The sequence below is a fragment of the Vibrio sp. B1ASS3 genome, assembly GCF_905175355.1.
Lineage (GTDB): Bacteria > Pseudomonadota > Gammaproteobacteria > Enterobacterales > Vibrionaceae > Vibrio > Vibrio owensii.
In genome coordinates, this window is sequence record NZ_HG992743.1 from 390289 (window position 1) to 415463 (window position 25175).

Consider the following 25175-nt stretch of genomic DNA (forward strand, 5'->3'; position numbering starts at 1 on the left):
AGAGCGAGGTTTACGAGTCTGGGACGTATGCTAACGACAAACTGTGACGGTTTCGTTGCACTTTTTCTGACCATGACAAAACTTAATGACTAAGTCTTGGGATGAAGCATTTCTGACTTGGTGATACAAGGCTACAATACAGGGGTACTTTAGAAACTGCGTACTATAGATATATGGCGTCTTTCGAACCTGATCTCAATATTGTGTACTGAATACGTAACTATTCACCCATGAGCTATTGACGACGGTTTACGCTAAAAATACTGGCGCCTGATAATCAACTTTCAACATGTGATGTTCGACGATTTCACGCAGCCATTTATAAGCAGAGACCTGCTGAAGTTTGGCTGTTTCTATCAGCGAGAACATTCGTTCGCGGAACTGGTCGCCTCGATATGAGCGAGTCACGTAACAACACTTCCTCATCAGTATGTAATTACGGAGAACTCGCTCCGCTGCGTTGTTTGTTAACGGGCACTCGGAGTCGTCCATAAACCGCCAGACCATAGCATCATCAGCGATGAGATTTCGACATCTACCTCGATATCGTTTTGAGCATTGATAACTACCCAATTTGAGCCAATGAAGCCAGCTCTTTCGTAACCGCCTGAGTCGGCGGTAATATTGGCTTTCGGTAATTTCTTCTTCGATATATCGGTGATGACACCTGAATACGCTATGAGCGATTAAAGCGAGTTTGTCTCCGATTTTTTGGTTTTCAGGACAAACGCTTTCCTCGATAGCGATGACGTTCCTTAATATGTGAGCCCAGCATAATTGGCGCTTAGATTCGTCGATATATTTGTAGGCAGAATATTGGTCAGTCACTAAAAGGTGTGAAACCGCTTCACCAAGTAGTCGTTTGGCAGCATGTTGGTTTCTTCCGCTGTTAATTTGGAAAAAGGCTACGTTATTGCTGAGTGCGGCCCACATCCAGCGTTTATCATTATTGCGCTGATGTGAAGTCTCATCAGCCATAATCAGTTTAGATGCTTTTACTGTGTCATGGATTTGAGTATGAGTATCAGCTAAGTATTCAGTGACTCGTCCTTGCGCCGCAGATATTGCACCTGTTGAGAAGTTAAGCTGGAAGACGTCTTTCAGCATAGATTGTATTTTACCTATGCTTTGGTGGTGCTGCGTCGCTTGGATTGCGATAAAGCTATGTAGATTTGGCCCCATTTGAACATCGGGCACAGACTCTGGAAGCTCCGCTTGATGCTTATCACCACACCATGAGCACTCGCCTTTAAAAATTTGATGTTCAACAAGCGTGTATGAGATATCTGGCAAGTCAAAGATTTGGTGTCGTTTATAAGGTTTTCTATTTGGAATAACACACCCACCGCAGTGGCATATCTTATTCGGTAAATATTGCTCAACCGAGGCGCTCTCTTCAATAGGATGAAGCAGTCGGCGATTGCCTTTATGACCTGGTTGAGCTCCTTGCTTTTTTCCAGATTTCTTCCGATTCGGCGAAGTATTTTTAGCTTTATTATGCAGGGGTTGTTGAGATGATGGCACAGAAGAGTTGCGACTATTTTGGTTTAGCCTATCTTCAAGCTCAGCCAACTTATTCCATAAAAAGTGGATGATATCTTTCGCCTCTTCAGGCGAATCGAAATCTGGCGGTGGAGGTAATGTTTTCTTATTCATACCTCCAGATTGCCACCACAAAAAGATCACTCAAGTTGAATGTGGGATCAAGTTAACTCAGTCACATAAATTTGCTGTCAATAGCTCCTGGGTGAATAGTTACCTGAATACAGTCTTGTCTTTGAGTGATAATAGCGCCACTCGCGCAAAGCGAACGTTAAGAAAAATACAAAAAGAATCCCCGATATGAACCAGTATGTAAATGATCCATCCAATTATCAGTTGTTAATTAAAAACTTGCTGTTTTCCCCAGTTGCTTTCAACCCCGAGCAAGAAATTGTCTATGCGAACCACCGTCGTCACAGCTACAAAACGTTTCATGACCGTGTGAGACAGTTTGCAAACGCGCTAACCAGAATGGGCGTAAAGAAAGGTGATACGGTAGCGGTAATGGATTATGACTCACACCGTTATCTTGAATGCTACTTTGCCATCCCGATGATTGGTGCAAAGCTGCACATGATCAACGTGCGCTTGTCTCCAGAGCAGATCCTTTACACCATCGACCATGCGGAAGATGACATTATCCTGATCAACGAAGAGTTTCTGCCAATTCTGGATCAGATCAAAGGTCGTATTGATACGGTCACGCGTTACGTGGTTTTACGCGATAACGATGAATGTGAATACGAGCGTCTTCTGGAGCAAGAAAGCACCGAATACAACTTCCCTGATTTCGATGAAAACACCATCGCGACCACTTTCTACACCACGGGTACGACGGGCTTCCCGAAAGGGGTGTTCTTTACTCACCGCCAACTGGTTCTGCACACCATGGGCATATTGAGCACCATAGGCACCAATGCGTCGCAAGGTCGGCTGCATCAAGGTGATATCTACATGCCGATTACGCCAATGTTCCACGTCCACGCATGGGGGCTTCCGTACATGGCGACCATGCTTGGTGTGAAACAAGTGTATCCGGGCAAATATGTCCCAGATGTTCTGCTTAACTTGATTGAACAAGAGAAAGTGACCTTCTCACACTGTGTGCCAACCATCCTGCATCTGCTATTGAGCTCACCAAAGTCCAAGTCGATTGATTTCTCTGGTTGGAAAGTCGTGATTGGCGGTGCGGCGCTACCGAAAGCATTGTGTAAATCAGCCCTTGAGCGCGATATTGACGTGTTTGCGGGTTACGGCATGAGTGAAACAGGACCAATTCTGTCTATTGTTCAACTGACACCAGAGCAACTTGAACTCGACCTCGATCAGCAAGCGGAATACCGCTCTAAGACTGGTAAGAAAGTCGCTCTGGTGGAAGCTCATATTGTCGATGATGAGATGAACAGGCTTCCACACGATGGTGAGAGTGCGGGTGAAATTGTGGTGCGTGCACCGTGGTTAACGCCAAGCTACTACAAAGACAACAAGAACTCTAAAGCCTTGTGGCGTGGTGGTTACCTACACACTGGCGATGTCGCGCATATCGACAATGAAGGCTTTATCAAGATCACCGACCGCGTAAAAGACATGATTAAGATTTCTGGTGAGTGGGTGAGCTCTTTGGAGTTGGAAGACATTCTGCACCAGCATCAAGCCGTGTCTGAAGTCGCCGTCATTGGAATGCCACACAATAAATGGGGCGAGGTGCCGTTAGCGTTGGTGACGTTAAAAGACGATGCAGAGATGACTGAGAAAGAGCTGTTAGGTTTTGCGAAAGATTTTATCAGCAAAGGCATTCTTGCCAGAGAAGCGTTACTGCTCAAAGTGAAGTTGGTGGACGAGATCGCCAAGACCAGCGTCGGTAAGGTGGATAAGAAAGAGCTGCGTAAACTTCACCTGTAAGTTGTGAAGCCTTTTAAATCCAACCCATAATATTCGGCCCCGATACATAACCTGTAGCGGGGCCGTTTTTTATCTAGCTAAGTGAAAGCTTTGGGTAGCGTACTACACCAAACCTTGCTCTTTTGCCATGTGGCTGGCGATACTTGGTGCTTTCCAGATGCTTGGCAGCAAAATGAAAGACACGGGCACGGCAGTGATTACGATGAAAGATTGCAAAGCAGAGATGCCGCCAGAGCCCATTGAGATAAGCGCGATAGCCACCACACCCATCATTAAGCCCCAGAACGAGCGAATCACAGCGTTTGGCTCTGCTGAACCTGTCATTACTACACTGATGGTGTAAGTCATTGAGTCACCGGTGGTCACGATAAACGTTGTGGTCAGGATCAAGAACAATACCGAAATCACCATTGGGAATGGTAGTTCAGAGGTAATAGCAAGCAGAACCGCTGGTAGGTTAAAGCCTTCAAATGCGGATGAAATCAAACCTGGGTTTTCTAGCTCGAATGCTAAACCACTGCCGCCAACAATACTGAACCAGAAGCAGGTAATCAGAGGTGCAGCGATGCTGATCGAAAGGATCAACTGACGAATGGTACGGCCGCGTGAGATACGCGCGATGAAGATTGCCATCATCGGGCCATAACCAATAAACCAGCCCCAGAAGAATACTGTCCACCAACTTAGCCATTCTGTGTCGCCACGGTAAAGCGCCATCGGGAAGAAGTTATCCACCATACGGCCAATGCCTTGCACGTAACCATCGACAATAAAGCTGGTTGGGCCGAAGAACAGGATGTAACCAATCAGAGTCACAGACAAAATGATGTTGTAACGGCTCACAAGCTGGATGCCTTTGCTCACACCGCTTAGCGCTGACAAGGTATACATTAGAATTGCAGCCACAATCACCATGCTTTGAGTGATGAAGGTGTCTGGCAAGCCGAATAGTGAGTTCAACGCGTAACTGATCTGCAGACCTAAGAAACCAATTGGACCAATAGTACCAGCGGCTACGGCGATAATGCTGCAGGCGTCAGCCACGTCACCAATCCAACCGTTGATCGCTTTGTCGCCAAAGACAGGGTAAAGCAGAGTACGCGGTTTTAGTGGTAAGCCTTTGTCATAATGAAGGTGCATCAACACCACAGAAGAAAGACAACCTAAGATTGCCCAAGCAAGGAAGCCCCAGTGCATGAAAGACTGAGAAAGTGCATTGATTGCAGATGCTTTTGGTGATGCTTCACCGTACAGAGGCGGCGCAGAAACAAAGTGCGCGATAGGCTCAGCTGCGGCCCAGAAAACGCCGCCACCCGCGAGTAGGGTACAAAGTACAATCGACAACCATTTGAAGGTATCGATATCTGGTCTCGCTAAACCACCCAAGCGCACGTAACCCGTACGACCTAGCGCGATAGCCAAACCAATAAGGAAATTTAGTAGGAGTAATACTTGCCAGAAGGCACCGAAGTATTGAGTCGCAAACCCGAAGCCTGCGTTAACCATTGCGGTCAGAGAGTCTGTATTCGTCAGAGCAAGCAATACAAATACGGTGAGGAAGCTACCACTTAGCCAGAATACTGGGTTGGTGAGTTCAAGACGCTTAAGAAGGGAAGGAGGATGAATCGCAGAATAGTCTGCCTCCTGAATAGGAGCATGAGAGGCGGCGTTCGTCATATTTGACATAATTACTTCGCTTTTTAGGGCTCGGAAGCCGTGCATTTCCCTCACACAAATGGCTCGAAAAGTGTGAGGATGATCAAAAAGCCGCTGATACTAGCACGTTGAGATGCTCAATATAACCGTGAAACCGGATTAAATGTCGTTTTCCTAGCCAAATTACTGATTTCTGGTTAGAGAATTTTTACGTGAAGTACGCCGCATTTCATACGGAAATGACATTCCCCTTATTCTTGTAGGGACACCGCAAGATTACATTGAGCCAACCTGTTCTAATAAAAATTAAAGGTCTTACCCTATGGCTCATTTTGAACTTAACGGAACGTGGCAACTTACCTCGCCACAGCGCCCAGATATCGATATTCCTATGACTTTGCCCGGTGACAATGTATCCGCATTGTTACAAGCAGAGCTCATCCCGAATCCTTATTTTGCTGATAATGAAGCAAAAGTTCGTTGGATTGAAACTTGCGATTGGCACATTTCACGCGAGTTTGATGTCGATGGCTCTGTACTCTCTGCCAAACAAGTGTGGATGACGCTCACCCGCGTAGACACCTTAGCGACCTTTTATATCAATGGTGAGCAAGCACTAACTAGCAGCAACATGTTTGCCCGGCAACGTATTGATATTAAACCTTACTTAAAACAAGGCACTAACACGATTCGAGTTGAGTTTGCCCGTGTGGATTTAGAAGGGCTAGAACGTGCAGAGAAATTGCCATTCCCTATTCCTTCGGCAATGGGGAACAACCAGATCCCGCACATGAACTTGATTCGCAAAACCCAATGTCACTCGGGGTGGGACTGGGGTATTTGTTTGATGGTGTCTGGCATTTATGACCCGATTCAAATTGATGTCATAAACAATGTGTGGCTCAAAGGGTTCTCTACAGAGCAACAATGGCAAGCTGACGGTAGCGTGCTAGTTGATGTATTAACCGAAGTAGAAACCGATACTCAACCTCATGAAATTTCGATTGAATTCGATGGTCAGCACCATTCTATTCAAACCGAAGGAAGTGGTCACTATCACTGCCAGTTCCATGTTTCCGAGCCAAAACGCTGGTGGCCTGCGGGTTATGGCGAAGCGCATCTATATCCAATTACGGTCGCTTGTGGTGAGCAATCACTGTCACGCACGATTGGTCTGCGAGAGCTGAGCCTAAACAATCAAGCTGATGAGCATGGCTCGGCGATGGAGTTTGTCGTTAACGGCGTACCAATCAATGCTAAGGGCGCAAACTGGATTCCTGTGGACGCCATGCCGGGGCGTGAGTGTGAAAGCCGCTATCGTGCACTTCTACAAAGTGCGGTCGATGCCAATATGAACATGATTCGTGTCTGGGGTGGCGGCCAATATGAAAGCGAAACGTTCTACAACCTCTGTGATGAATTAGGTCTGTTGGTTTGGCAAGACATGATGTTCGCTTGTTCGCTGTATCCATCTGATGATGATTTCTTGAAAGATGTGGAACAAGAGTTGCGATTCCAAATCCCACGCTTGAAAGAGCATCCGTCGATTGCACTGTGGTGTGGTGATAACGAAGTGATTGGTGCGATTGGTTGGTACGACGAATCCAAGCACAACAAAGTCAAATACACGGTGAATTATGATCGTCTGAATCGAATGATAGAGCAGGTGATTGGCCAGCAAGATGATTCACGCCGTTTTTGGCCAAGTTCGCCTTGTAACGGTGAGTTGGATTTTGGTGATGCGTGGCATGATGATAGTAAAGGCGATATGCATTTCTGGGATGTTTGGCACTCAGGAAAATCGTTTAATGCTTATCTAAACATTAACCCGCGTTTTTGTTCCGAGTTTGGCTTCCAATCTTGGCCTTCGTTTGCTGAAGCAAAACAGTTCGTACCCGAGCAAGACTGGAATGTCACATCACCAACGTTTGAGCAGCACCAAAAGAACCCTCGCGGTAACAGCATCATCACGGAGATGTTTACTCGCTATTTCCGTTTCCCTTGCGGCTTTGAGCAAATGCTGTATCTCAGCCAAGCGCAACAGGCGATGGCAATCAAAACCGCTTGTGACCATTGGCGTGCGATCTCTCCAATATGTCGTGGCATGTTGTATTGGCAACTCAACGACAACTGGCCAGTGAGTTCTTGGTCTAGTTTGGAGTACAGTGGCCGTTGGAAGCAATTGCATTACCATGCGAAACGCTTCTTTGCGCCGCAGTATTTGGTGTTCTCAGAGCACACGGGCAAGCTGAGCCTTCATTTGCTCAACGATGCCAAAGAACCTGTTGATGTGAGTGCGCAATTACATTGGGTGAACTGGCAAGGTGAAGTGAAGCAAACTTGGTCGCTAGAGCACACGGTTTCTAGCGACAGCAATACCATCGTATGGCAGTTGGATGAGGCATTTGATTCGTCCGAATTGAAATCGGGTTTCTTCTACGTAGAAGGGCAAGTAGGGCAAGAGAGAATCACCAACACTTGGTTTAGTACTCACGAACTAAAAACTCTACCGATGGAAAGCGCCAAGATTGACGTAACGATTGAAGCCAACAAAGTCACACTCGTCGCAGATAAACCTGCGTTCTTTGTTCATTTGGAGTGTGACACTGCAGGACGCTTTGATGACTCAAGCATCACGCTATTGGCGAACCAACCTGTCACGGTTGAGTTCTCAGGCGAAGATTTAGCAATGATGGCAGAATCGCTACGCGTCTATCATTTGATGCAATAAGAAAGCTTAAGCGAGCCGACGCACGGCAAATGCATTAAAGGGGGCCTCCGTGCTCCCTTTGTTTTTGGACGGGGGCTAGAACAAGTTACGTTTTGCCCAAGCGACCGCTTGCATTCGATTCTTCACTTCCAGTTTGCGGAAAATACTATACAGGTGTGATTTCACTGTGTGTTCACTGACAAACAATGAGTCTGCAATATCAAGGTTAGAGCCACCTTGGCACAGGGCGGTCAGCACTTGCATTTCTCGACGAGTGAGTTCAATTTCGAGTTTCGTATCCAGCTCAGTAACCGTGTGGTTTAGGTTTACCAGATAGCCAAGCAGTCGATTGAGAATATCTCTAGAGAGCCAGTTCTCCCCACTCAAAATACCTTTCAAGCCTCTGATTACCTTGTCGAAGTCATCTTCAAAATAGAACAAGCCTTTGAGGTTTGACCAAGTGAGCAGGCTCTCCACGCCCAAATTGGGCTCAGCATTCACCAACACCGTCGCATCGACATGTTCCAGTTCACTGAGCGTCATTTTGACCTCCGAGAGATCGGGCAGGGAGCTGTCGACGATCGCCATGTAGTGCTCATCTCGATAGTGGGGTAATTCTACTTCAGCCCCTTTTGCTAATAGCACTGGCTGTCCGAGTTGCTGCTCAATGGCCGATTGTAAGCCTCGACCTTGTATATTATTGAAGGTAAACAATAAGATGGTACTGTTGGTTGCGTTGTTATTTATCATTAGTGGGCCTCCTGTCGAGACTGCATAAATTCATTTCCTACTTGATGGAAGCGATAGAGCACCAGATCTAAGAGTCCATCAAAGCAATGCTTCACCATGGGGTTCTTGAATATGTGTGTCGCGGGGGCTTTAAAAAACGTGACCCGCCGGTGGTGGTAGAAATCCCGTATGAAAATGTCGAATAGAAGTTGTTTAATTACGGGCTCATGAACCGGAAAATGGATGATGGCATTGCCCATAACTTGGATGATGTCAGTCACCAAGAATTTCAAAATTGAGCGCCCTAAATGCCATAAGCTGAGAATCCGAAATTCAGACCTCAGCTCTTGGTAAATCAAATGTCCAACTAACATGCCCTTGCAATAGTAGAGGCGAGCTTTGCTGGGGGATTCACCAAACTGGTTGAGCGTGTCCTCTACACCTCCGGGGGTAATTAACTGCTTGTGGACGGCGTCAATCTGTTCGAACTCTGAATCGCTGATTTGGCTGAGAGAACAACTTTTCACATCGGTAACCTGATACTCGTAAACAATGTCTTTAAAGCTCAAATAGATGTTTTTACTTTGTGAGGCTTTTATCCGTTTATACTCGCTGGAAGTGTATTCATACTGCTCACCGATATAGTGAGAGAAGGCGAGTCGCTTTAACAAACTGGGTGTGACTTTTCCGCTTTCCCACTGACTTAACGTGGGTTGGTTTAAGCTTTCAAAAGCGCTGTAACTCCTTGCCAAGTCATCCGCCAGTTGACCTTGAGTTAATCCCCTCTCCTTTCGAATTGCAGCGACCGCATGCGAAAATTCTAACTTGCTAACCATATATCTACGTCCTGAACTCATTATATTTTTTGATTGCTTCGAAGCGGCTCGGAACGAGCCAAAACTCTATGTTCTTGATTTTTTAGTGAGGTACATCATTTGGTCTGCGTGCTGGATTAAGGAGTCACTACAGCTCCCTTCATAAGGGAAGCGCGCGACACCGACACTCAGACCGATGTGAACGTTTTGAAAATGGATAAAAATAGGTGCACTACATGCTTGGTGCAGCAAAGACTGAAACTGTTCTAAATCCTTTGTATGTTCTAGCTCGGGTAGACAAAGAATAAACTCATCGCCACCAATTCTCGTTGCGAACTGGCCATCACTTAGTAGATGCAAAATACGTTGGGCGGTAATGCGTAAAACTTTGTCTCCGGCATCATGCCCGAATTCGTCATTCACGGCTTTAAAGCCATCCAAGTCGATATAAAACAGAGTAAACGGTTGAGCACGCTGTATCTGTCGTTCTATCAGCTGATTGCCTTTAAAGCGGGAATAACACCCTGTTAGCTCGTCAATCTCGAGCAGTCTTTCTAGTTTTTCAACTTGTTCATATTGGGTTTGCCATGCGCTGTGCCAATAGCTCTCGATAGAGCGCAACCCTTTGTAAATAAATAGGTTGAACAAGTACAGAAACGTACTCCGAATGGAGAACTCACTTAAACCCTGTAGTTTAAACAGGTCGTTGCCTGCGGTTATCAAATCAATGTTAAAGCAAACTGCCATTGATAGGGTGTATGTGATTAATGACCAAAAAACACCGAACTCAACTAAGGCTAAAAGAAGGTTTATTGTGACTAATGACGAAAAGAGGAAGTGGCCGCCTAAGAAGTAGTACAGGTAAAAAGTGAGGGTGTAGCCGAGGATCAGAGCAATGACGACAGAGCGATGTCTTTGCTCAAATGCGAACGTTCGCCCCACCCAAAGGTAGGTAAAACAAGCAACCGCGGATAACACGTAAGGAAGGTATACAACATAATTAACCCCTCTGATTGCACAAGCGAATAGGGTAATAAGAATCCCCAAACTTGTAGAGCGCATGTAGTAGCGCGTAAAGATTTTGGTGAACTGCGTTCTGTCCATAGTTATGTCTCAAAGGAACAGCAAATAATGGGCAGTCAGAGATAGGGTTCAGTATGGATTGAGTGTGGATAGAGAACGTGAGAAACAAAGAATTTGCACCGCATGATTTTGGAAATGCGAGGCGCATATGCTTTTTCGGGCGTTTTTCTCGTCTGCAAGCGACACTGCATTTCATAAAGATGCTCGATACCTACTGCCGTTTTTATAAACTATTCTATGAGGCGAGGTTGCATAAAACTATACGGTTTTCGGGAAAATGCTCCGATCTCAATATGTCCGCATAAAAAGTGGGTTAACAGCAAATTTATCGAGGAAAAACTAATACTTAAGTGCTATGGGGTGTGAGTGAAATCAGTCTTAAGTTTGAGATGTCTACTTGAGTTTTTGATGGATGCGGTAACCGGTTGCATAACCAAGATAAAACAGCGCTGCGAGCGTAACGAACGCAGAAATGTAGGCAATAAAGTGATTCAAACCTAATCCAAAAGACAAGGTGAATGCAATGCCATTCACGGCTTCCATCGGGATCTTGTACCAAGACGCATGCACGGTCGATCCAAAAAGAATAAGTGTGCCAATTAAAAAGAGTGTGCCAATGGAAAGGCCAACCCATCTACTGCTGTTCATGTTCATCTCAAGAGTTACTGACTTCGTAACAAAATATTTCAAGAGAAACATTATACAACTGAGTGAGGGGGGAAGTGGTAGCAATATTTGCATGAATATGACAAGAGGCCACCGAAGTGACCTCTTTTTAACCAGATGACGTCTTAATTAGCCAATCCAATTAATGAAGTACGGAATGATGAGAGCATTGGCTAAATCGATGAAGAATGCACAAACCAAAGGCACGATAATAAAAGCCTGATGCGAGTTACCGTATTTCTGAGCAACCGCAGACATGTTGGCCATAGCGGTTGGGGTAGAACCCAAAGATATGCCGCCAAACCCAGAGCACACTACAGCAGCGTCGTAGTTTTTCCCCATCAATGGGAAGACGACAAATATCGCGATACAAATCGCCACCAGGAACTGCGCGCCAAGAATGATAAAAATAGGTCCAGCCAAATCGACCAAAGCCCATAACTGCATACTCATCAGTGACATGGCCAAGAACGCGCCCAACGCCATATCCGCAATCAACGCCACCGCTGGTTTTCTTGCTGGCCAACGAGTGCCTGTAAGGCGAGGGTATGAGGCGGGAATAAGATTAGAAATCAAAATACCGGCAAACAAACAGGTCACAAACAACGGCAATTCCAGCCCTAAGCTGCTTACTCCTTCGTTCAAAATCGCACCCAAGATGATACAAACATGGATTGCTAACATCGCATCTAAGAAATCATAAGCATTGATAGACGGTTGCGGTTCATCCTGCGCCGTACCCACGTCCATTTCTTCCACTTTAGCTGGCTTTAGGTTGTGTTTGTTGATCAGGTATTTTGCAATCGGCCCGCCCATCAAGCTTGCTAAGATCAAGCCAAACGTTGCACTAGCGATGCCGATTTCCATGGCGGTATCAAGATCGAATATTTCAGCGATGCGAGGTGACCACGCAATTGCGGTGCCGTGTCCACCAATCAGAGATACCGTGCCGCTCAACAGACCCACCGCTTCTGGTTGATCTAACATGGTCGCAATTCCAATGCCAGTTAGGTTTTGAATCAACATATAACCGATGGTGACCGAAAGCAGGATCAATAATGGCTTACCGCCTTTAAACAGATCTTGCAGACTGGCGTTGATGCCGATGGTGGTAAAGAAATACACCAACAACAAGTCGCGGGTAGCAAGATCAAATTGGACATCGATTTGAGTGACGTAATGGATAACGGCGAACAACACCGATACCAAGATGCCGCCGGAAACGGGTTCAGGAATACTGAATTCCTTTAAGAAACTGCTGGCTTGGGTTAGGCGCCTGCCTAAAAACAACACGATGATCCCGAGGGTCACTGCGAGAAAAGATTCGACCTGTAATATACCGTCGACAAAGTTCATAACCACTCCTGCTTTGGTAAAACATGATGAGAGAATTAATCGGTACGTTTATCTCTAAACATACTGACATGTTTGTATGACATCCAATTGCATACCAACGAATTTGAACCAAGTCGGATTGTGCTGAGAATCGTATTTTCGTAACCGATAGAAAAGAGGGGTAATACAAGGTCACATGTACCTATGCATGACTCCTCTTGCTTCGATTAAGGACTCGTTAGTTAAATAGCCAGTAGCTTTCTGGATTGTCTGGACATTGATAAGGACCACATTCGGCAAAAGTCCCAATCACATTGAGTGCCACAACAGAAATCGCTAGCAAACATGTGATGCGACCTAGGTTGCTCATTTCGTATGGCTCTGGAGACTCCTCTTTACTGGTCAGCATCAGAATAACGGCGACCGCGAAAATGGTGGCAACAAACAGCACAAACGCCCAAGTGTAATAGTGCATCCCGAAGATAGGGCTACCGTATCCAGGTGTACCGGGAATTACGTGCAAAGAGACTTGTCTCAGTGACGTAGCGACGCCATAGAGTGCGCCAATAAGGACCACACCATAATGTCGTGATTGTGGTCCATACACCACGTTCAACAAGAAGCCGAACATGATCATGATGAAGCCAATGCGCTGCAATAAACACAAAGGGCAAGGGAGTTCATTCAGTACAAATTGCAGAACAAAGCCAATCAGTAGAACGGCTGTCATGCCCAGTAAACCAAGGGTATTGAGCAAAGCCAGATAGTTTCGATTCATGTGCAGTCCCCCTTTACAACAAGATGGAGAGAGGGTCGGTGGCGTGATGATTGAACCAATACAGCCCAATGATCACCGAGGAAGCAAAGAAGGCATAGCCCACCGCTTTCTTACCTAAAAATGCACTGAGCATCGCAATTAATAACAGCAAAAAGATTAATGTCATCATGAGGGAGTTCCTTCCTTACTCTCTGATTTCAATCCTTTTAACTATAGGAAACGCGAGCTAATACGCGACTTTATGCACAATAAAAAAGAGGAGGGGTTAGATTCGAGGTCCCAGATGAAGCTAACCCACTCCCCAAAATCGTTACTCAACTCATTCGGTTTAACTTTGTGGAGATTGCTCTAATGCCCAATCACCACCCAGTGATTTGTAGAGTGCGACAGTGACCTGAGCTGTTTGCAATTTGGCAGCGATTTGTCGGTCTTGCATCATGCGTTGCTGGCGCTGAGCATCCAGTACCGATAAGTGGTCAATCAAACCAGCACGGTAGAGGGATTTTGCTTTCCCCACGGCTTTATCTGTCGCAACTAGAGCATCATCAATACGGCGCTGATTCTCTTGGCTTCTGCCATAAGCAAATAGTGTGGAATCCACTTCAGCAAAAGCCGAATCTACGGCGTGTTGGTAAGTCAATGTTGCTGCGTCAAAACGAGCTTGGTTGATGTCCTCTAAAGCATCGCCACGACCACCATCGAAGACATTCCAACTGATGCCAGCCGCGCCAACCCAGCCGAAAGAATCACTGCTAAACAGATCATCAAAGCCAGAGGCGAACACACCAGGAGCACCGGTTAAGAAGAACTTCGGATATTGATTGGCAATACTTGCCGCAAGTTCTTCATTGATGGCTGCCATTTCTCGCTCCGCTAAGCGAATATCAGGGCGTCGTTGCAGTAAGTCTGAAGGTAATCCGATTGGCACGACATTTTGCATTGCGGGTACACCTTGAGTCTCTGCAAGTCGCACTTCGATTTTCGATAAAGGCTCACCAAGCAGTACCGCGATACGATGTTTGTGTACCTGCTGTGCGATTTCCAACTGAGGAATGATTGACTCCATCGCTGCAAGCGTCGCTTTGGCTTGCGCTAAATCGAGATCCGAGCCATAACCGCTACGAACCACTTTCTCGACCAAGTCCATGGTTTTTCTTTGGTCTTCAAGGTTTGATTTGGCTAAGTTGAGACGCTCGCTTGCCCCTTGATACTGCAAGTAGTTATGAATCAAATCCGCAGTAAGCAAAGTCGTCAGCCCGCTTTGATAAATCTCTGCTTGCTCAACACGTATTTGCGCCGCATTGGATTGACGATCAATGCGACCGAACAAATCCAATTCCCAAGCGATACTTGCGCCGGCAAACACACCATCATGCTGGTTGTCCAACAAGGTTGTATTGCCAATCTGTGGTGGTAGGCCAGCGGCGGAATCACCAATTGGGTTCAGCGCAGGGCCAAGCAGCGAGTCGTTCTTACTCAGCTGATAATTGACGTATCCGGCACCAACATTGATGGTTGGCACTTTGAATGACTCGACAGCGGTCTTATAGCTGTCTGCCATTTTGATGCGCTCTGCCGCGACCTTAAGCGGGATGTTTTGGCTTTGCATATCAAGTACCAAATCGTTCAACGTAGGGTCGTTAAACTCTGTCCACCAAAACGCTTCTCTCTCAGCGCTGCGGCTGACGCCATTTTGGTCGGCATATAAATAAGTCTCTGCCATGCTGGTGGTTGGCGTTTGATAGTCTGGCCCAACGGCACAACCGGATAAACTCATTGCCAATACCAGTGGCGCGATAACGAACTTTCTCATGATTACGCCTCCTTCAATTCAGCGTCAGTTTGCGTTGTTGGTGACTTTTCTTTGTATGCCAAGCGATACAGTGCCGGCATGATGAACAGTGACAACACAGTCGCTGCTGCCAGACCGCCGATGATGGTGGCTGCCATTTGGTCGAACAGGAGATCCGATAGCAGCGGGATCATGCCGAGTGCGGTTGTTAGTGCACCCATCGAAATCGCCATGGTGCGGTTAACGGTGGCTTCTTTGATGGCATCCGATAATGGGCGGCCATTCGCTCGTTCAAGTTCAATTTGGTCCATCAGTACAATGCCGTTTTTAATGATCATGCCCGTCAGAGTGATGGCACCAATCAACGCCATAAAGCCGAATGGTTTGTCAAAACCAAGCAGAGCAAAGGTGGCACCGGTAGCCGCCAAAGGCAGTGTGGCTAGAATGATGATCGGTTGCTTAAAGCCGTTAAACATTGCGACCAGAATGATCACCATGATCAGCATGGCTTTTGGTAGCTGTTTAAAGATGTCAGTAACCGCTTTGTGTTCATCGTAGTATTCACCGCCCCATTCCAAGCTGTAGCCGGCTGGCAGAGGAATCGCTTCGATTTGATCTTTCACCGCGTTGCGTACTCTTGCTGGTGTGGTTGAACGCTCAACACCTGCTTGTGCTGTGATGGTTTTGACGCGATTGCGGCGCCAGATCATGCTTTCTTCTGGTACTAGCTCAAAGCCATCAACCACTTGTCCTAGAGGCACACTGTGCATACCAAGCAGCGAACGCACGGGCAATGTTTCTAGTGACGCCATGTTTTGAGACGTGCCACGCAGCTGAATTGGAATCAACTCGTCATTTAGGTTCATTTGGCCTAGTGGCATGCCATCAGAAGCGCGTTTTAGAGCAAAGGCGATGTCCGCACGGTTGATGCCAGCTTGGCGCATCTTGTCTTGATTGATGATGGGTTTGAGCACCTTGCTTTCTTGACGCCAGTCATCACGAACGTATTTGGCATCCGGGTGAGTAGCAAAGATGGCTTTTGCTTGATCCGCCAGTTGGTGCAACACCGCTTCATCAGGGCCAGAGAAGCGAGCTTCTACCGCATACTTGTCTGAGGTCGCCAGTTTTAGTGCTCTAAAGCGAGGTTCTGCGTCTGGGAAAGTGTTTTGCAACCACTTATCACCACGTTCAACAAGTTGGCTGATGCTTTCGTAATCCTTGGTGTTAATCAATATCTGCCCGTATGCAGGATCAAGCGGTTCTGGTTCTACGGTCACCGAGAAGCGCGGCGCACTTGCGCCCATGTAGCTAGAGATGCTTTCTACTTCTGGTTGCTTGAGTAGCCATTGTTCGACTTTGCGCATGTCTGCTGAGGTTTGCTCGATCTTGGCGCCATTCGGTAGCCAGTAATCAAGGAACACGATAGGGCGATCCGATTGCGGGATAAAGTTCACCGCCACGTAAGGCACAGCAACAGCAGTCACCAAAAGCAGAGGAATCAATGCTGTCAGCGCTTTCATTGGGTTATCAACCGTCCAAAACACCAACTGCTTGTAACGGCTTGGCTTTGCGTCTTCATCGATAGGTGTTGGTTTGATGAACATCCAACACATCAGTACGGTGAAGGTCATCGCGACCAACCAAGACAGAAGAAGCGAAGACGCTACGATGTAGAACACTGAACCCGCAAATTCGGCTGAGTCAGTTTTGGAGAACAGAACCGGACTTGCACCCATGATGGCTATGACGGTCGCGCCAAGCAGAGGGACGGCGGTTTCCTTAACTGAATCAATCGCAGCACGTGTGCGTTCGATGCCTTTGCTCAGTTTTACGATCATCATGTCAGTGATCACGATGGCGTTGTCCACCAACATACCCAAAGCAAGAATGAAGGTACCTAGCGAGACTCGGTGCAAATCAATGCCTGCAATGTTCATGTAGATCTGCGTGAGCAGGATAGTCAGCAATAAGCTCGAACCAACAATTGTCGCGCTCTTAAAGCCCATGAAGACCAACAGGACCACAAACACAATGCCGACACTTTCGAGCAGGTTGCCGACGAAGTCATCAATCGCTTTTTGTACTTCTTCAGGCTGGTAAGCCACAGAAGAAATATCAACGCCAAGCGGCAGGGTTTGTTGGTAGTTTTGGATGATGTCGCGAATCGTGTCGCCGAGCGAGACCACATTAATGCCTTCAACAGGGCTGACCGCTAGCGTCACCGCAGACTCACCATTAAACCGGCTTTCTGTTAGCGCTGGTGTTTGGTAGCCCATGGATACGTCAGCGATGTCACCTAAGCGAATCAAACCTGTACCTAGTTCACTCACGCCGCCTTTGATGACCAAGTTACGGATATCATCTAATGATTGAAATTCACTGGTTTGAGTGATGCGAATGCGCTCGGTACCAGCATCAAATTTGCCCGCTTCAAAAGTCATGTTCTGTGTGCTGAGTTGGTTCCACACCTGCGCGACAGACAAACCATATTGAGCCAGACGTTCGTCAGGCATATCAATGTAAACCACTCGCGGTTGTACGCCGTGTAGCTCAATCTTCTTGATGCCTTTTACGGCTTTGATTTGGCGTTGCAACTCTTCTGCATAACGGCGTAATTCTTCTGGTGCGGCATCTTGGCTATGGATAGAGAAAAGCATGCCATACACTTCTGAGAACTCATCCTGAACAATGCTGATTTGCGCTGTAGACGGCAGTTGCAGTTTTACGTCGTCGACCTTGCGGCGTAGTAAATCCCATTGTTGTGGAAGCGCTTTGGAATTGAGGCTCTCTTTCAAGTCGACAAATACCATCGACATCCCCGGACGAGACAATGAGCGCAGGCGATTTAACTCGGCCATTTCTTGCAGCTTAGTCTCAATGGTATCGGTGACTTGTTGTTCCACTTCTTCCGCCGATGCGCCCGGATACAAGGTGACAACGACGGCGGTTTTAACCGTGAAGCTTGGGTCTTCCAACTTGCCTAAATCGAAGTAAGAATACAGCCCCGCCACCACACTTAAGGCGATAAAGAACAACACGAAAGTGCGCTGTCTTATCGCGAATTCAGCTAAATTGATCATGATTCGAACCTATAGCGTTTTGATGGTTAAATTCGGCGTGTTGTCGCCAGCTTGCAGATAATGGGTGCCGCTGATGACCACATAATCACCTTGATTGAAAGCGCCAGAGACACAAGCTTGATGCGAGTCGATGGATTGCAAACTCACTGGCTCGGTGTGCACGATAGCGTCACGAACGACATTGACGTGTAGCGTTTTCTTTTCACCTAAAATCGCAGAATAGGGGAAGCAATGACTGGATTGATGTGGCTGAAATGAAGTTGTGACCGTAACGGCTTTGCCATTGAACAGCTCGTTAGAAATTGAATCGATAGCTAGAGTGACAGGGTAAGTTTGCTTAATGAGATGCTTTTTAGGCGCGATTTCAGCGACGTTCGCACGGTATGTTTGCTCTGAGCCATACCAAGACAGTGCCGCTGTTTGCCCAAGATTAAACTGACGAATCATGTTCTCAGGCACATCGATATCCACTTCCCATTGACCGTCTTGTTGAAGAGTGGCGACGCTTACGCCCGGCAATGTCTGCTCGAATGCGTCGATTCGTACCTCGCCAATGCTGCCAGAAAATGGTGCACGCAGCGTAGTGTAAGCCAAGGCATCTTGCGCGCGTTGAATATTCTTCTCTACCACTTTAACCGCAGACAAACTGCGCTCATAACCGCTGATGGCTCGGTCCAAATTCACACTGGCAATCGCGTCATCATCGGTGGCTTGCTTAACGCGTTTTAGCTCAGCCTTCGCCAATTTATGCGCAGACTTTGCTTCCAGCATACGCGCTTGCAATTCTTCCAATGAAACTTGGTAATCGTGAGGATCAAGCGTAGCAATGATCTGTCCTTTCTCGACATGATCGCCTTTCTTCACCAAAACGCGGTCAACCGTACCAGGAACGCGAAAAGAAAGGGAGGCGGTCTCTTTTGCTTGAACAATGCCACTAAACGATTTGTTCAACGCCGTATTTTCACCCGTTACTTCAACAACTTGAATTGGGCGAGGGGACTCTGGTTCGGTGAACGTGGTTTGGCTTTGATTACAGCCAAACAGTGCCAATGTCGCGGCACCTAATGCAGTAGTTTTGAATAGACGATTCATACGATGGCTCCATAATTTTGGTGCCATCATACAATTGTACAATGTTCAGATAATCACTCGGCAGTGAGACTCACTGTCTCAAAAAACGAGACAATGTATTCGGCTAAACGAGTTTTGGGACTTCTTTAATGAGGTGGTCAATAAGTAAGCGGCTCGCCTGACTCAATGTCTTAGGTTGAGGGTAAAGCAACCATCCCGATTCTTCAGTGACAGAATATTGTGACAATAGCTGCACCAAACTGCCGGATTCCAACTCACGCTTCACCAATAGTTTGGGCATAAAGGTGATACCACGATCTAAAATCGTCGCGTTCTTAATAAAGCCAATGTTGTTGGAAATGAGCTTCGGGTGCAGTTGTACACTTTGCTCTTGGAAGTGCCAGACATTGTCTACTTCGCCATTTGGCCAACGAAAACAGACACACTGGTGTTCCTTCAGTTGTTCTAGGTTTTCTGGCATGCCGTGTGTTTCAAGGTAATTGGGAGAAGCGACTAAACAACGGTCGAGTGTCAAAAGCTTACGGGCAACGATGTCGGAATCAAATAGGGCACCCCCATGGAAAGCGATGTCCAAGCCCTGTTGGAACATGTCACTAAAGCCATTGTTGATGTTGCGAATATCTAACTCAACGTGTGGGTATTTATCGTGGAAGTTAAACAGAATTGGGCGAACCAGCTCATCGGTTTCTGGTAGTAACCCAAGTTTGATGCGGCCGCGAACTTCATTAGTGTCGTTGCTTACTTGTTCGTTCGCGGAGTCGAGCATGGTCAGCGCTTTTTGCAGGTTCTCGTAGTAGGCTTCGCCATTATTGGTCAGCGATAAACTGCGTGTGGTGCGATGGAATAACTGAGCACCTAAAGATTGCTCTAATTCGCCAATTCGTCGACTCACATTCGCGCGCGGCAGATCCAATGCGTTTGCCGCAGCGGTAAAGCTTCCTAGCTCGACCACTTTAATGAAGAGTTTAAGATCGTCGATTTTCACACTGGCGCTCCATGCTTATTGAACACTGTACTAAACCGTGACACTCTAAAGCATCGTAACGTTATGCACAAAATATAACGAGACTTTTGATAACCGATACTTTTTTGAAAAGAGAAATAGGGAATTAATGTGCTAAGAGTCATTCAACGTCGTCGAATCAAGAAGGTCATTAAGTTGCTTTCTGCCAGATTGATTAAGGGCTATGGAAGTCGCGAGTATTTCTCTATCGGGCAAGTGCAAAGCAGCACAGGCGAGTTGAGCAAGCGTCAACAACAGATCGCTTTGGTTCTGTATGCCGATCCTCAAGAACTGAGTGCAGAAGTTAGAGCTGAGCTTACTTCCTTGCGTGCCGATGTCTCGAATGACTTTTTTGATGGTGGAGATTACACCGCACAAGATGTACTGAATCTACTTGGTTCGGGTGGTTGGAAAGGCGGTCGTATGGACGATGACATGTCGCACCGATTCGGAATGAATAGCCGATACTAAGCCTCTCTAGTAATCAAATGACAAACTGAAATCCCAGTAGTTTCGGCTTGAATCATTGAGGTCAAATCGATGAGATAAATACGGTTTTACTCCCCAAAGATTCAACGTAAAGCCGATATTAATATAGCTGTCGGCATCGGTTGTGTTTCGGTTGGTGCAAATCGGCCTTGAGCATGGCAATTCATCAAGCTTGAGCTGTGCTTTTCCGTAAAGATTACTGTCGTGTCCGTACGAGGCAGACAGCTCCAACACATCGTTCACAGGGTAAAGCCCCCCAACCAACTTGTTCAGATTGAACGATTCATCCTGAATGTCCCAACCCTCTCCCTCAAATCGGCTATCGATGTATTGAACATCGAAATTGGTGAACACTATCGCGTCACCCAATTGCGCGGCTGAAAACAACCCTGCGGTGTAAACGCCCGTCTTATCTGTGTCACCACCGACAGAAGCGCTTACTTCATTGTAAATTTGGTCGAAGAGTAGGAAAGAGTAACCAAGCCCAATGTCACCAAATTTGTCGCTGTCTACCGAACCAAATAGTCGCCACTTATCGTTCAAGTTATAAGAACCATTTAGGGTGAAAACATAGTCGTTCGAATAGTCTCCAAGAAAATCACTCTTACTGACTGAAACATCAAACGTTTCAACAAGCAAGGTTCCCCAATCTTGCTGGGATTCTTCCGGTGATTCTAGTTCTTGAAGTTTTGTGTGGACATGCTCAGGTTCGGTACTTGCGTTGGTTTGAAATGGCAGAAGTAGCAAAGGAACGATAAAGGTTGTAATCGGAAATCTCACGAGCGGCTCTCTTTAATGGGCTTCCATGCTGTGAATGCGTGACAGAATTAAGATAAAAAAGCCCCCAAGGAAAGCTGTCTCTTGATCACAAGTCTAGTGATCAAGAGACATTGCGAGCTCGTAGCCTTCAAGGATGGTTTGCAGTTTAAACCATCCTTCCCATAGTGCCTTTATTGAAGCTCTGCCCGTCCTCTTGGTATCTTTCCAACCGCCTAATTTAGCAAGATTTCTGTACGCCCAGCTCATATCGGGTACTTCTTTAGGTAATGTCTTGCTTTCTAGTTTCAACCACAGCAGCTTCCAAGCTTTTGTGCCCAAGGCCTTTTCACAACTTTCTGTTGATAGCTCATCAACTTCTTTAATGAAACGTAACGCCAATAAACGAGTCGCAACAAAGGCATAGATGACACTTAACCTCTCTAAGTTACCTTTACTTTGGAGTCTTAGTGACTCCACATCCGTACCTTCACTTTTCCAGACTTTATGGAAGTCTTCAATCAGCCATCGACGCTCGTAATAACCGATAATTCTCATGGCGTCTTCAGCGTTGTTTACTGGCTCCGACGTCAAGAGGTGCCATGCTAACTTGTCTTTTGATGTCCCTTGCTCAAGGCAACCAACATAATAAACAGGTATGCCTGCGTGCTCCTTTTTGTTTGCTGGAGCCTTTAATGTCACCTGACCATATTTAACATCAAGATTTACATCTCTCGCTTTTCTTCCTCCTTTTTGGGGGATGGTAAGCTCTTTTGTCTGGACGCTTGGTAACGCTTGCGCATAGTCGTAAAGCTTTTGAGCGTGCTCTTCTAGACAGCGGCTTTGCATTGAACGAACGACAAAACGCTGCTGATGTTGACGTTTATAAGTTAAGTATTCGAATAGGTCAGCTTCTCGGTCACAGACCGAGATAACATCTAACATCTTATCCCCTAGGCGCTCAACGACACGGCGAGAAGCTTGCTCCCATTTGTAACTCTCTTTCTCCTCGTAAGGACGAGTCGCGTGTTGGTGCTTTTGCCCACGCTTAGTAATATCTCGGCTCCATCGTTGTTGCTCTATAAGACCAACAATGGTCTGACTTTGTGGTGCAAAAAGTAACGTCGAATGTACATGGAGAGCTCGGGTTCTATTGCCTTGATTCGTGTGCCCGAGCTCTTCTTTTATACTTCGATGAGGAAAACTGAGCGTTGTTGTATCTTCAAGCGCAAGTAATTCTTCATGCTCTTTAGCTCGGGATACGGTTGATTGAAAGCCAGCTTCAGCGATGTCTTTTGCATCGATGTTTTCATTACGGATAAAGCGATATGCCCCTTCCATATCGGCGGGAGAAAAAGGAAGTTTAGCCACGGAGACTCCTGGTTGATTAGCAATGGAAGTCGCTAAACTGATGAGGCGTTGTGTTCTTCGAGGATCTTTAAGTTGTGCTTGTCCAAATTGTTCTTGCGCCCAAAGTTTAGCGTCTGAGTGTGTCATCTTAGTGTTTCAGTAAGGATTCTTAAGTGATCAGATCGCACACACTTGAAAGAGTTCAAAAAAAGAATCCCTAAGCTACAAGCTTAGGGATTTGTGTATAAGAGACAGCCAAGGAAAGGGGGCTTGAATTACCGACTGACGTTATTTTCTAGTATTTACAAATTGACGGATTTTCTTGCGTTGCTCCGCAGACAAAGCATTAAAGCGATCTTTAACGTTTTGAATATCGAAGTCTGAAGCGTTTACCTTCTCAGTGATTTGGTAAGCATCAAACTCATTGTTTCCAGTTGGTTTGAACACTGGTTTACCATTTTCAAGTGGGATACGAACCTCTTCACCAGTGTTGTGTTTAATAACAAGGTCAAAGCCGGAGTCAGTATTGTTTGGTTCAATAGTGCCTGTTGCTACCCAGTTATCGTTGCCTTTTTCAGTGATGATCAGCGTTTGGTCGTGCCAAGCGTAGTCGTATTCCATGTTTGGATTACCAACTTCACCCTCGATTGGGTTAGATGGTGTGCCCGGTTTGATAACAGGTTTGCCGTTCTCTAGTGGGATGCGAACCACTTCGCCCGTGCTGTGTTTGATGACTAACTCAAAGCCAACGGTTGCTTCTTCGATTGTTCCTGTCGCTACCCAAACGTCGGTGCCTTTCTCAGTGATAACGAGAGTTTGGTCATTCCATGCGTAGTCGTATTCCATGTTTGGATTACCAACTTCGCCTTCGATTGGGTTAGATGGTGTGCCCGGCTTGATAACAGGCTTACCATTCTCTAGCGGGATACGAACCACTTCGCCTGTGCTGTGCTTGATAACAAGCTCGACGCCAGAGTTAGTCTTCTCAAGTGTGCCTGTCGCTACCCAAACATCGGTGCCTTTCTCAGTGATGACAAGAGTTTGGTCGTGCCATGCGTAGTTGTATTCCATGTTCGGGTTACCAACTTCGCCTTCAATCGGGTTTGATGGCGTGCCCGGTTTGATTACAGGTTTGCCGTTCTCTAGCGGGATACGAACCACTTCGCCTGTGCTGTGTTTGATAACAAGCTCGACGCCAGTGTTAGTCTTCTCAAGCGTACCTGTTGCTACCCAAACATCGGTGTCTTTCTCAGTGATAACGAGAGTTTGGTCGTGCCATGCGTAGTTGTATTCCATGTTCGGGTTACCAACTTCGCCTTCAATTGGGTTTGATGGCGTGCCCGGCTTGATTACAGGCTTGCTGTTTTCTAGCGGGATACGAACCACTTCGCCTGTGCTGTGTTTGATAACAAGCTCGACGCCAGTGTTAGTCTTCTCAAGCGTACCTGTCGCTACCCAAACATCAGTGCCTTTCTCAGTGATGATCAGCGTTTGGTCATGCCATGCGTAGTCGTATTCCATGTTCGGATTACCAACTTCACCTTCAATCGGGTTAGATGGCGTGCCCGGCTTGATAACAGGCTTGCCGTTCTCTAGCGGGATACGAACCACTTCGCCTGTGCTGTGCTTGATAACAAGCTCGACGCCAGTATTCGTCTTCTCAAGCGTACCAGTCGCGACCCAAACATCAGTGCCTTTCTCAGTGATGATCAGCGTTTGGTTATTCCATGCGTAGTCGTATTCCATGTTCGGGTTACCAACTTCACCTTCAATCGGGTTAGATGGTGTGCCCGGCTTGATAACAGGCTTGCCGTTCTCTAGCGGGATACGAACCACTTCACCTGTGCTGTGTTGGATAACAAGCTCGACGCCAGAATTAGTCTTCTCGATCGTGCCCGTTGCTACCCAAACGTCAGTACCTTTTTCCGTAATGATTAGCGTCTCATCATGCCAGACGTAGTCATACTCCATATTTGGCGTTCCGATTTCGTTTTCAATCGGGTTGTTTGGCGTGACTGAAACTGGCTTCATTGGTGAAGCAGGGTCAGAACTTGAACCGCCCGTGCTGATACTGCCTACCGCACCAACAAGAAGACCGCCAGCAATCGCGCCTGCGCTATCCCAACTGCTTTCATCCGTAGCGTCCTCCGTAGCAAACTCACTCATTTCCATTTGTTGATTACGTGCATTCAGGCTAGCGACATACATCGCCTGTGATGCGGAAAGTTGTTGATCAATTAAGATTGAGGTTTGACGATTAGCTTCACGAGTGTCGACTTGAACAGCGTAAGCATTAACAGAAAGAGAACTAAAAACGATGGTAGCTAGAAGTGATTTTCTCATTGGTGATTTCTCATAATCGCTTGGAAGAAAGGCAGAGCGATGCATGCCCGACCG

At 46.6% G+C, this 25175-nt stretch carries 19 protein-coding genes; 3 read left to right on the forward strand and 16 right to left on the reverse strand.

Annotation, left to right across the window (positions count from 1 at the left end; all coding sequences use genetic code 11):
• Positions 1-249 precede the first annotated feature (249 nt).
• Positions 250-1656: an IS66 family transposase gene (locus KJB05_RS20260; RefSeq protein ID WP_208446529.1), complete on the reverse strand. Its 1407-nt coding sequence runs from the start codon at positions 1654-1656 to the stop codon at positions 250-252.
• A gap of 186 nt (positions 1657-1842) precedes the next feature.
• Here KJB05_RS20260 and KJB05_RS20265 point away from each other — a divergent pair, with 186 nt between their 5' ends.
• The gene (locus KJB05_RS20265; protein WP_009706349.1) at positions 1843-3444 is read left to right on the forward strand and encodes a long-chain fatty acid--CoA ligase; all 1602 of its coding nucleotides are present in this window, start codon (positions 1843-1845) and stop codon (positions 3442-3444) included.
• 102 nt (positions 3445-3546) lie between these two features.
• On the opposite strand, the gene KJB05_RS20270 is transcribed toward KJB05_RS20265, so the two are convergent.
• Entirely contained in the window at positions 3547-5130 is a 1584-nt protein-coding gene (locus tag KJB05_RS20270) for a BCCT family transporter (RefSeq protein ID WP_208446227.1), read from the reverse strand.
• A gap of 292 nt (positions 5131-5422) precedes the next feature.
• Between KJB05_RS20270 and KJB05_RS20275 the strand changes: the two genes are divergently transcribed.
• Positions 5423-7831, forward strand: a complete 2409-nt coding sequence (locus KJB05_RS20275; protein ID WP_208446228.1) for a glycoside hydrolase family 2 protein — start codon at positions 5423-5425, stop codon at positions 7829-7831.
• Positions 7832-7906: 75 nt separating this feature from the next.
• Here KJB05_RS20275 and KJB05_RS20280 read toward each other — a convergent pair whose 3' ends face one another.
• From KJB05_RS20280 to KJB05_RS20330, 11 genes are all read right to left on the reverse strand, one after another.
• On the reverse strand, positions 7907-8560 hold the full coding sequence (locus KJB05_RS20280; protein WP_039988263.1) for a LuxR C-terminal-related transcriptional regulator: 654 nt from the start codon (positions 8558-8560) through the stop codon (positions 7907-7909).
• The gene (locus tag KJB05_RS20285) at positions 8560-9375 is read right to left on the reverse strand and encodes a helix-turn-helix transcriptional regulator (protein ID WP_208446229.1); all 816 of its coding nucleotides are present in this window, start codon (positions 9373-9375) and stop codon (positions 8560-8562) included. Before KJB05_RS20285 ends, KJB05_RS20280 begins: the two co-directional genes overlap by 1 nt.
• Before the next feature lie 66 nt (positions 9376-9441).
• The gene (locus tag KJB05_RS20290; protein WP_208446230.1) at positions 9442-10458 is read right to left on the reverse strand and encodes a GGDEF domain-containing protein; all 1017 of its coding nucleotides are present in this window, start codon (positions 10456-10458) and stop codon (positions 9442-9444) included.
• 372 nt (positions 10459-10830) lie between these two features.
• Positions 10831-11085 (reverse strand): hypothetical protein, encoded by a 255-nt coding sequence (locus KJB05_RS20295; protein ID WP_005441438.1) that lies wholly within the window; start codon positions 11083-11085, stop codon positions 10831-10833.
• A gap of 147 nt (positions 11086-11232) precedes the next feature.
• Positions 11233-12459 (reverse strand): sodium/glutamate symporter, encoded by a 1227-nt coding sequence (gene gltS / locus KJB05_RS20300; RefSeq protein ID WP_208446231.1) that lies wholly within the window; start codon positions 12457-12459, stop codon positions 11233-11235.
• A gap of 217 nt (positions 12460-12676) precedes the next feature.
• Positions 12677-13216, reverse strand: coding sequence for a disulfide bond formation protein B (locus tag KJB05_RS20305; RefSeq protein ID WP_020196073.1), 540 nt, complete (start codon positions 13214-13216; stop codon positions 12677-12679).
• 13 nt (positions 13217-13229) lie between these two features.
• A complete protein-coding gene (locus KJB05_RS20310; protein WP_005429588.1) occupies positions 13230-13385 on the reverse strand; it encodes a DUF5993 family protein in 156 nt (51 codons plus the stop codon).
• A 159-nt stretch (positions 13386-13544) separates the two neighbouring features.
• Positions 13545-15029: an efflux transporter outer membrane subunit gene (locus KJB05_RS20315; RefSeq protein WP_208446232.1), complete on the reverse strand. Its 1485-nt coding sequence runs from the start codon at positions 15027-15029 to the stop codon at positions 13545-13547.
• 2 nt (positions 15030-15031) lie between these two features.
• A complete protein-coding gene (locus KJB05_RS20320; RefSeq protein ID WP_208446233.1) occupies positions 15032-18088 on the reverse strand; it encodes an efflux RND transporter permease subunit in 3057 nt (1018 codons plus the stop codon).
• A 9-nt stretch (positions 18089-18097) separates the two neighbouring features.
• Entirely contained in the window at positions 18098-19180 is a 1083-nt protein-coding gene (locus KJB05_RS20325) for an efflux RND transporter periplasmic adaptor subunit (RefSeq protein ID WP_208446234.1), read from the reverse strand.
• Positions 19181-19283: 103 nt separating this feature from the next.
• Entirely contained in the window at positions 19284-20165 is an 882-nt protein-coding gene (locus KJB05_RS20330) for a LysR family transcriptional regulator (RefSeq protein WP_020196069.1), read from the reverse strand.
• Positions 20166-20294: 129 nt separating this feature from the next.
• Between KJB05_RS20330 and KJB05_RS20335 the strand changes: the two genes are divergently transcribed.
• A complete protein-coding gene (locus tag KJB05_RS20335) occupies positions 20295-20654 on the forward strand; it encodes a DUF6559 family protein (protein WP_208446235.1) in 360 nt (119 codons plus the stop codon).
• Between the two features lie 6 nt (positions 20655-20660).
• On the opposite strand, the gene KJB05_RS20340 is transcribed toward KJB05_RS20335, so the two are convergent.
• The 3 genes from KJB05_RS20340 to KJB05_RS20350 all read right to left on the reverse strand — a co-directional run bounded on the left by KJB05_RS20340 (position 20661) and on the right by KJB05_RS20350 (position 25121).
• On the reverse strand, positions 20661-21452 hold the full coding sequence (locus KJB05_RS20340) for a hypothetical protein (protein ID WP_208446236.1): 792 nt from the start codon (positions 21450-21452) through the stop codon (positions 20661-20663).
• Positions 21453-21545: 93 nt separating this feature from the next.
• Positions 21546-22925 carry an IS4 family transposase gene (locus tag KJB05_RS20345; RefSeq protein WP_213053126.1) on the reverse strand — a complete coding sequence of 460 codons (1380 nt, stop codon included), beginning with the start codon at positions 22923-22925 and terminating at the stop codon, positions 21546-21548.
• Positions 22926-23066: 141 nt separating this feature from the next.
• Positions 23067-25121: a hypothetical protein gene (locus KJB05_RS20350; protein ID WP_208445798.1), complete on the reverse strand. Its 2055-nt coding sequence runs from the start codon at positions 25119-25121 to the stop codon at positions 23067-23069.
• Between the last annotated feature and the right edge of the window lie 54 nt (positions 25122-25175).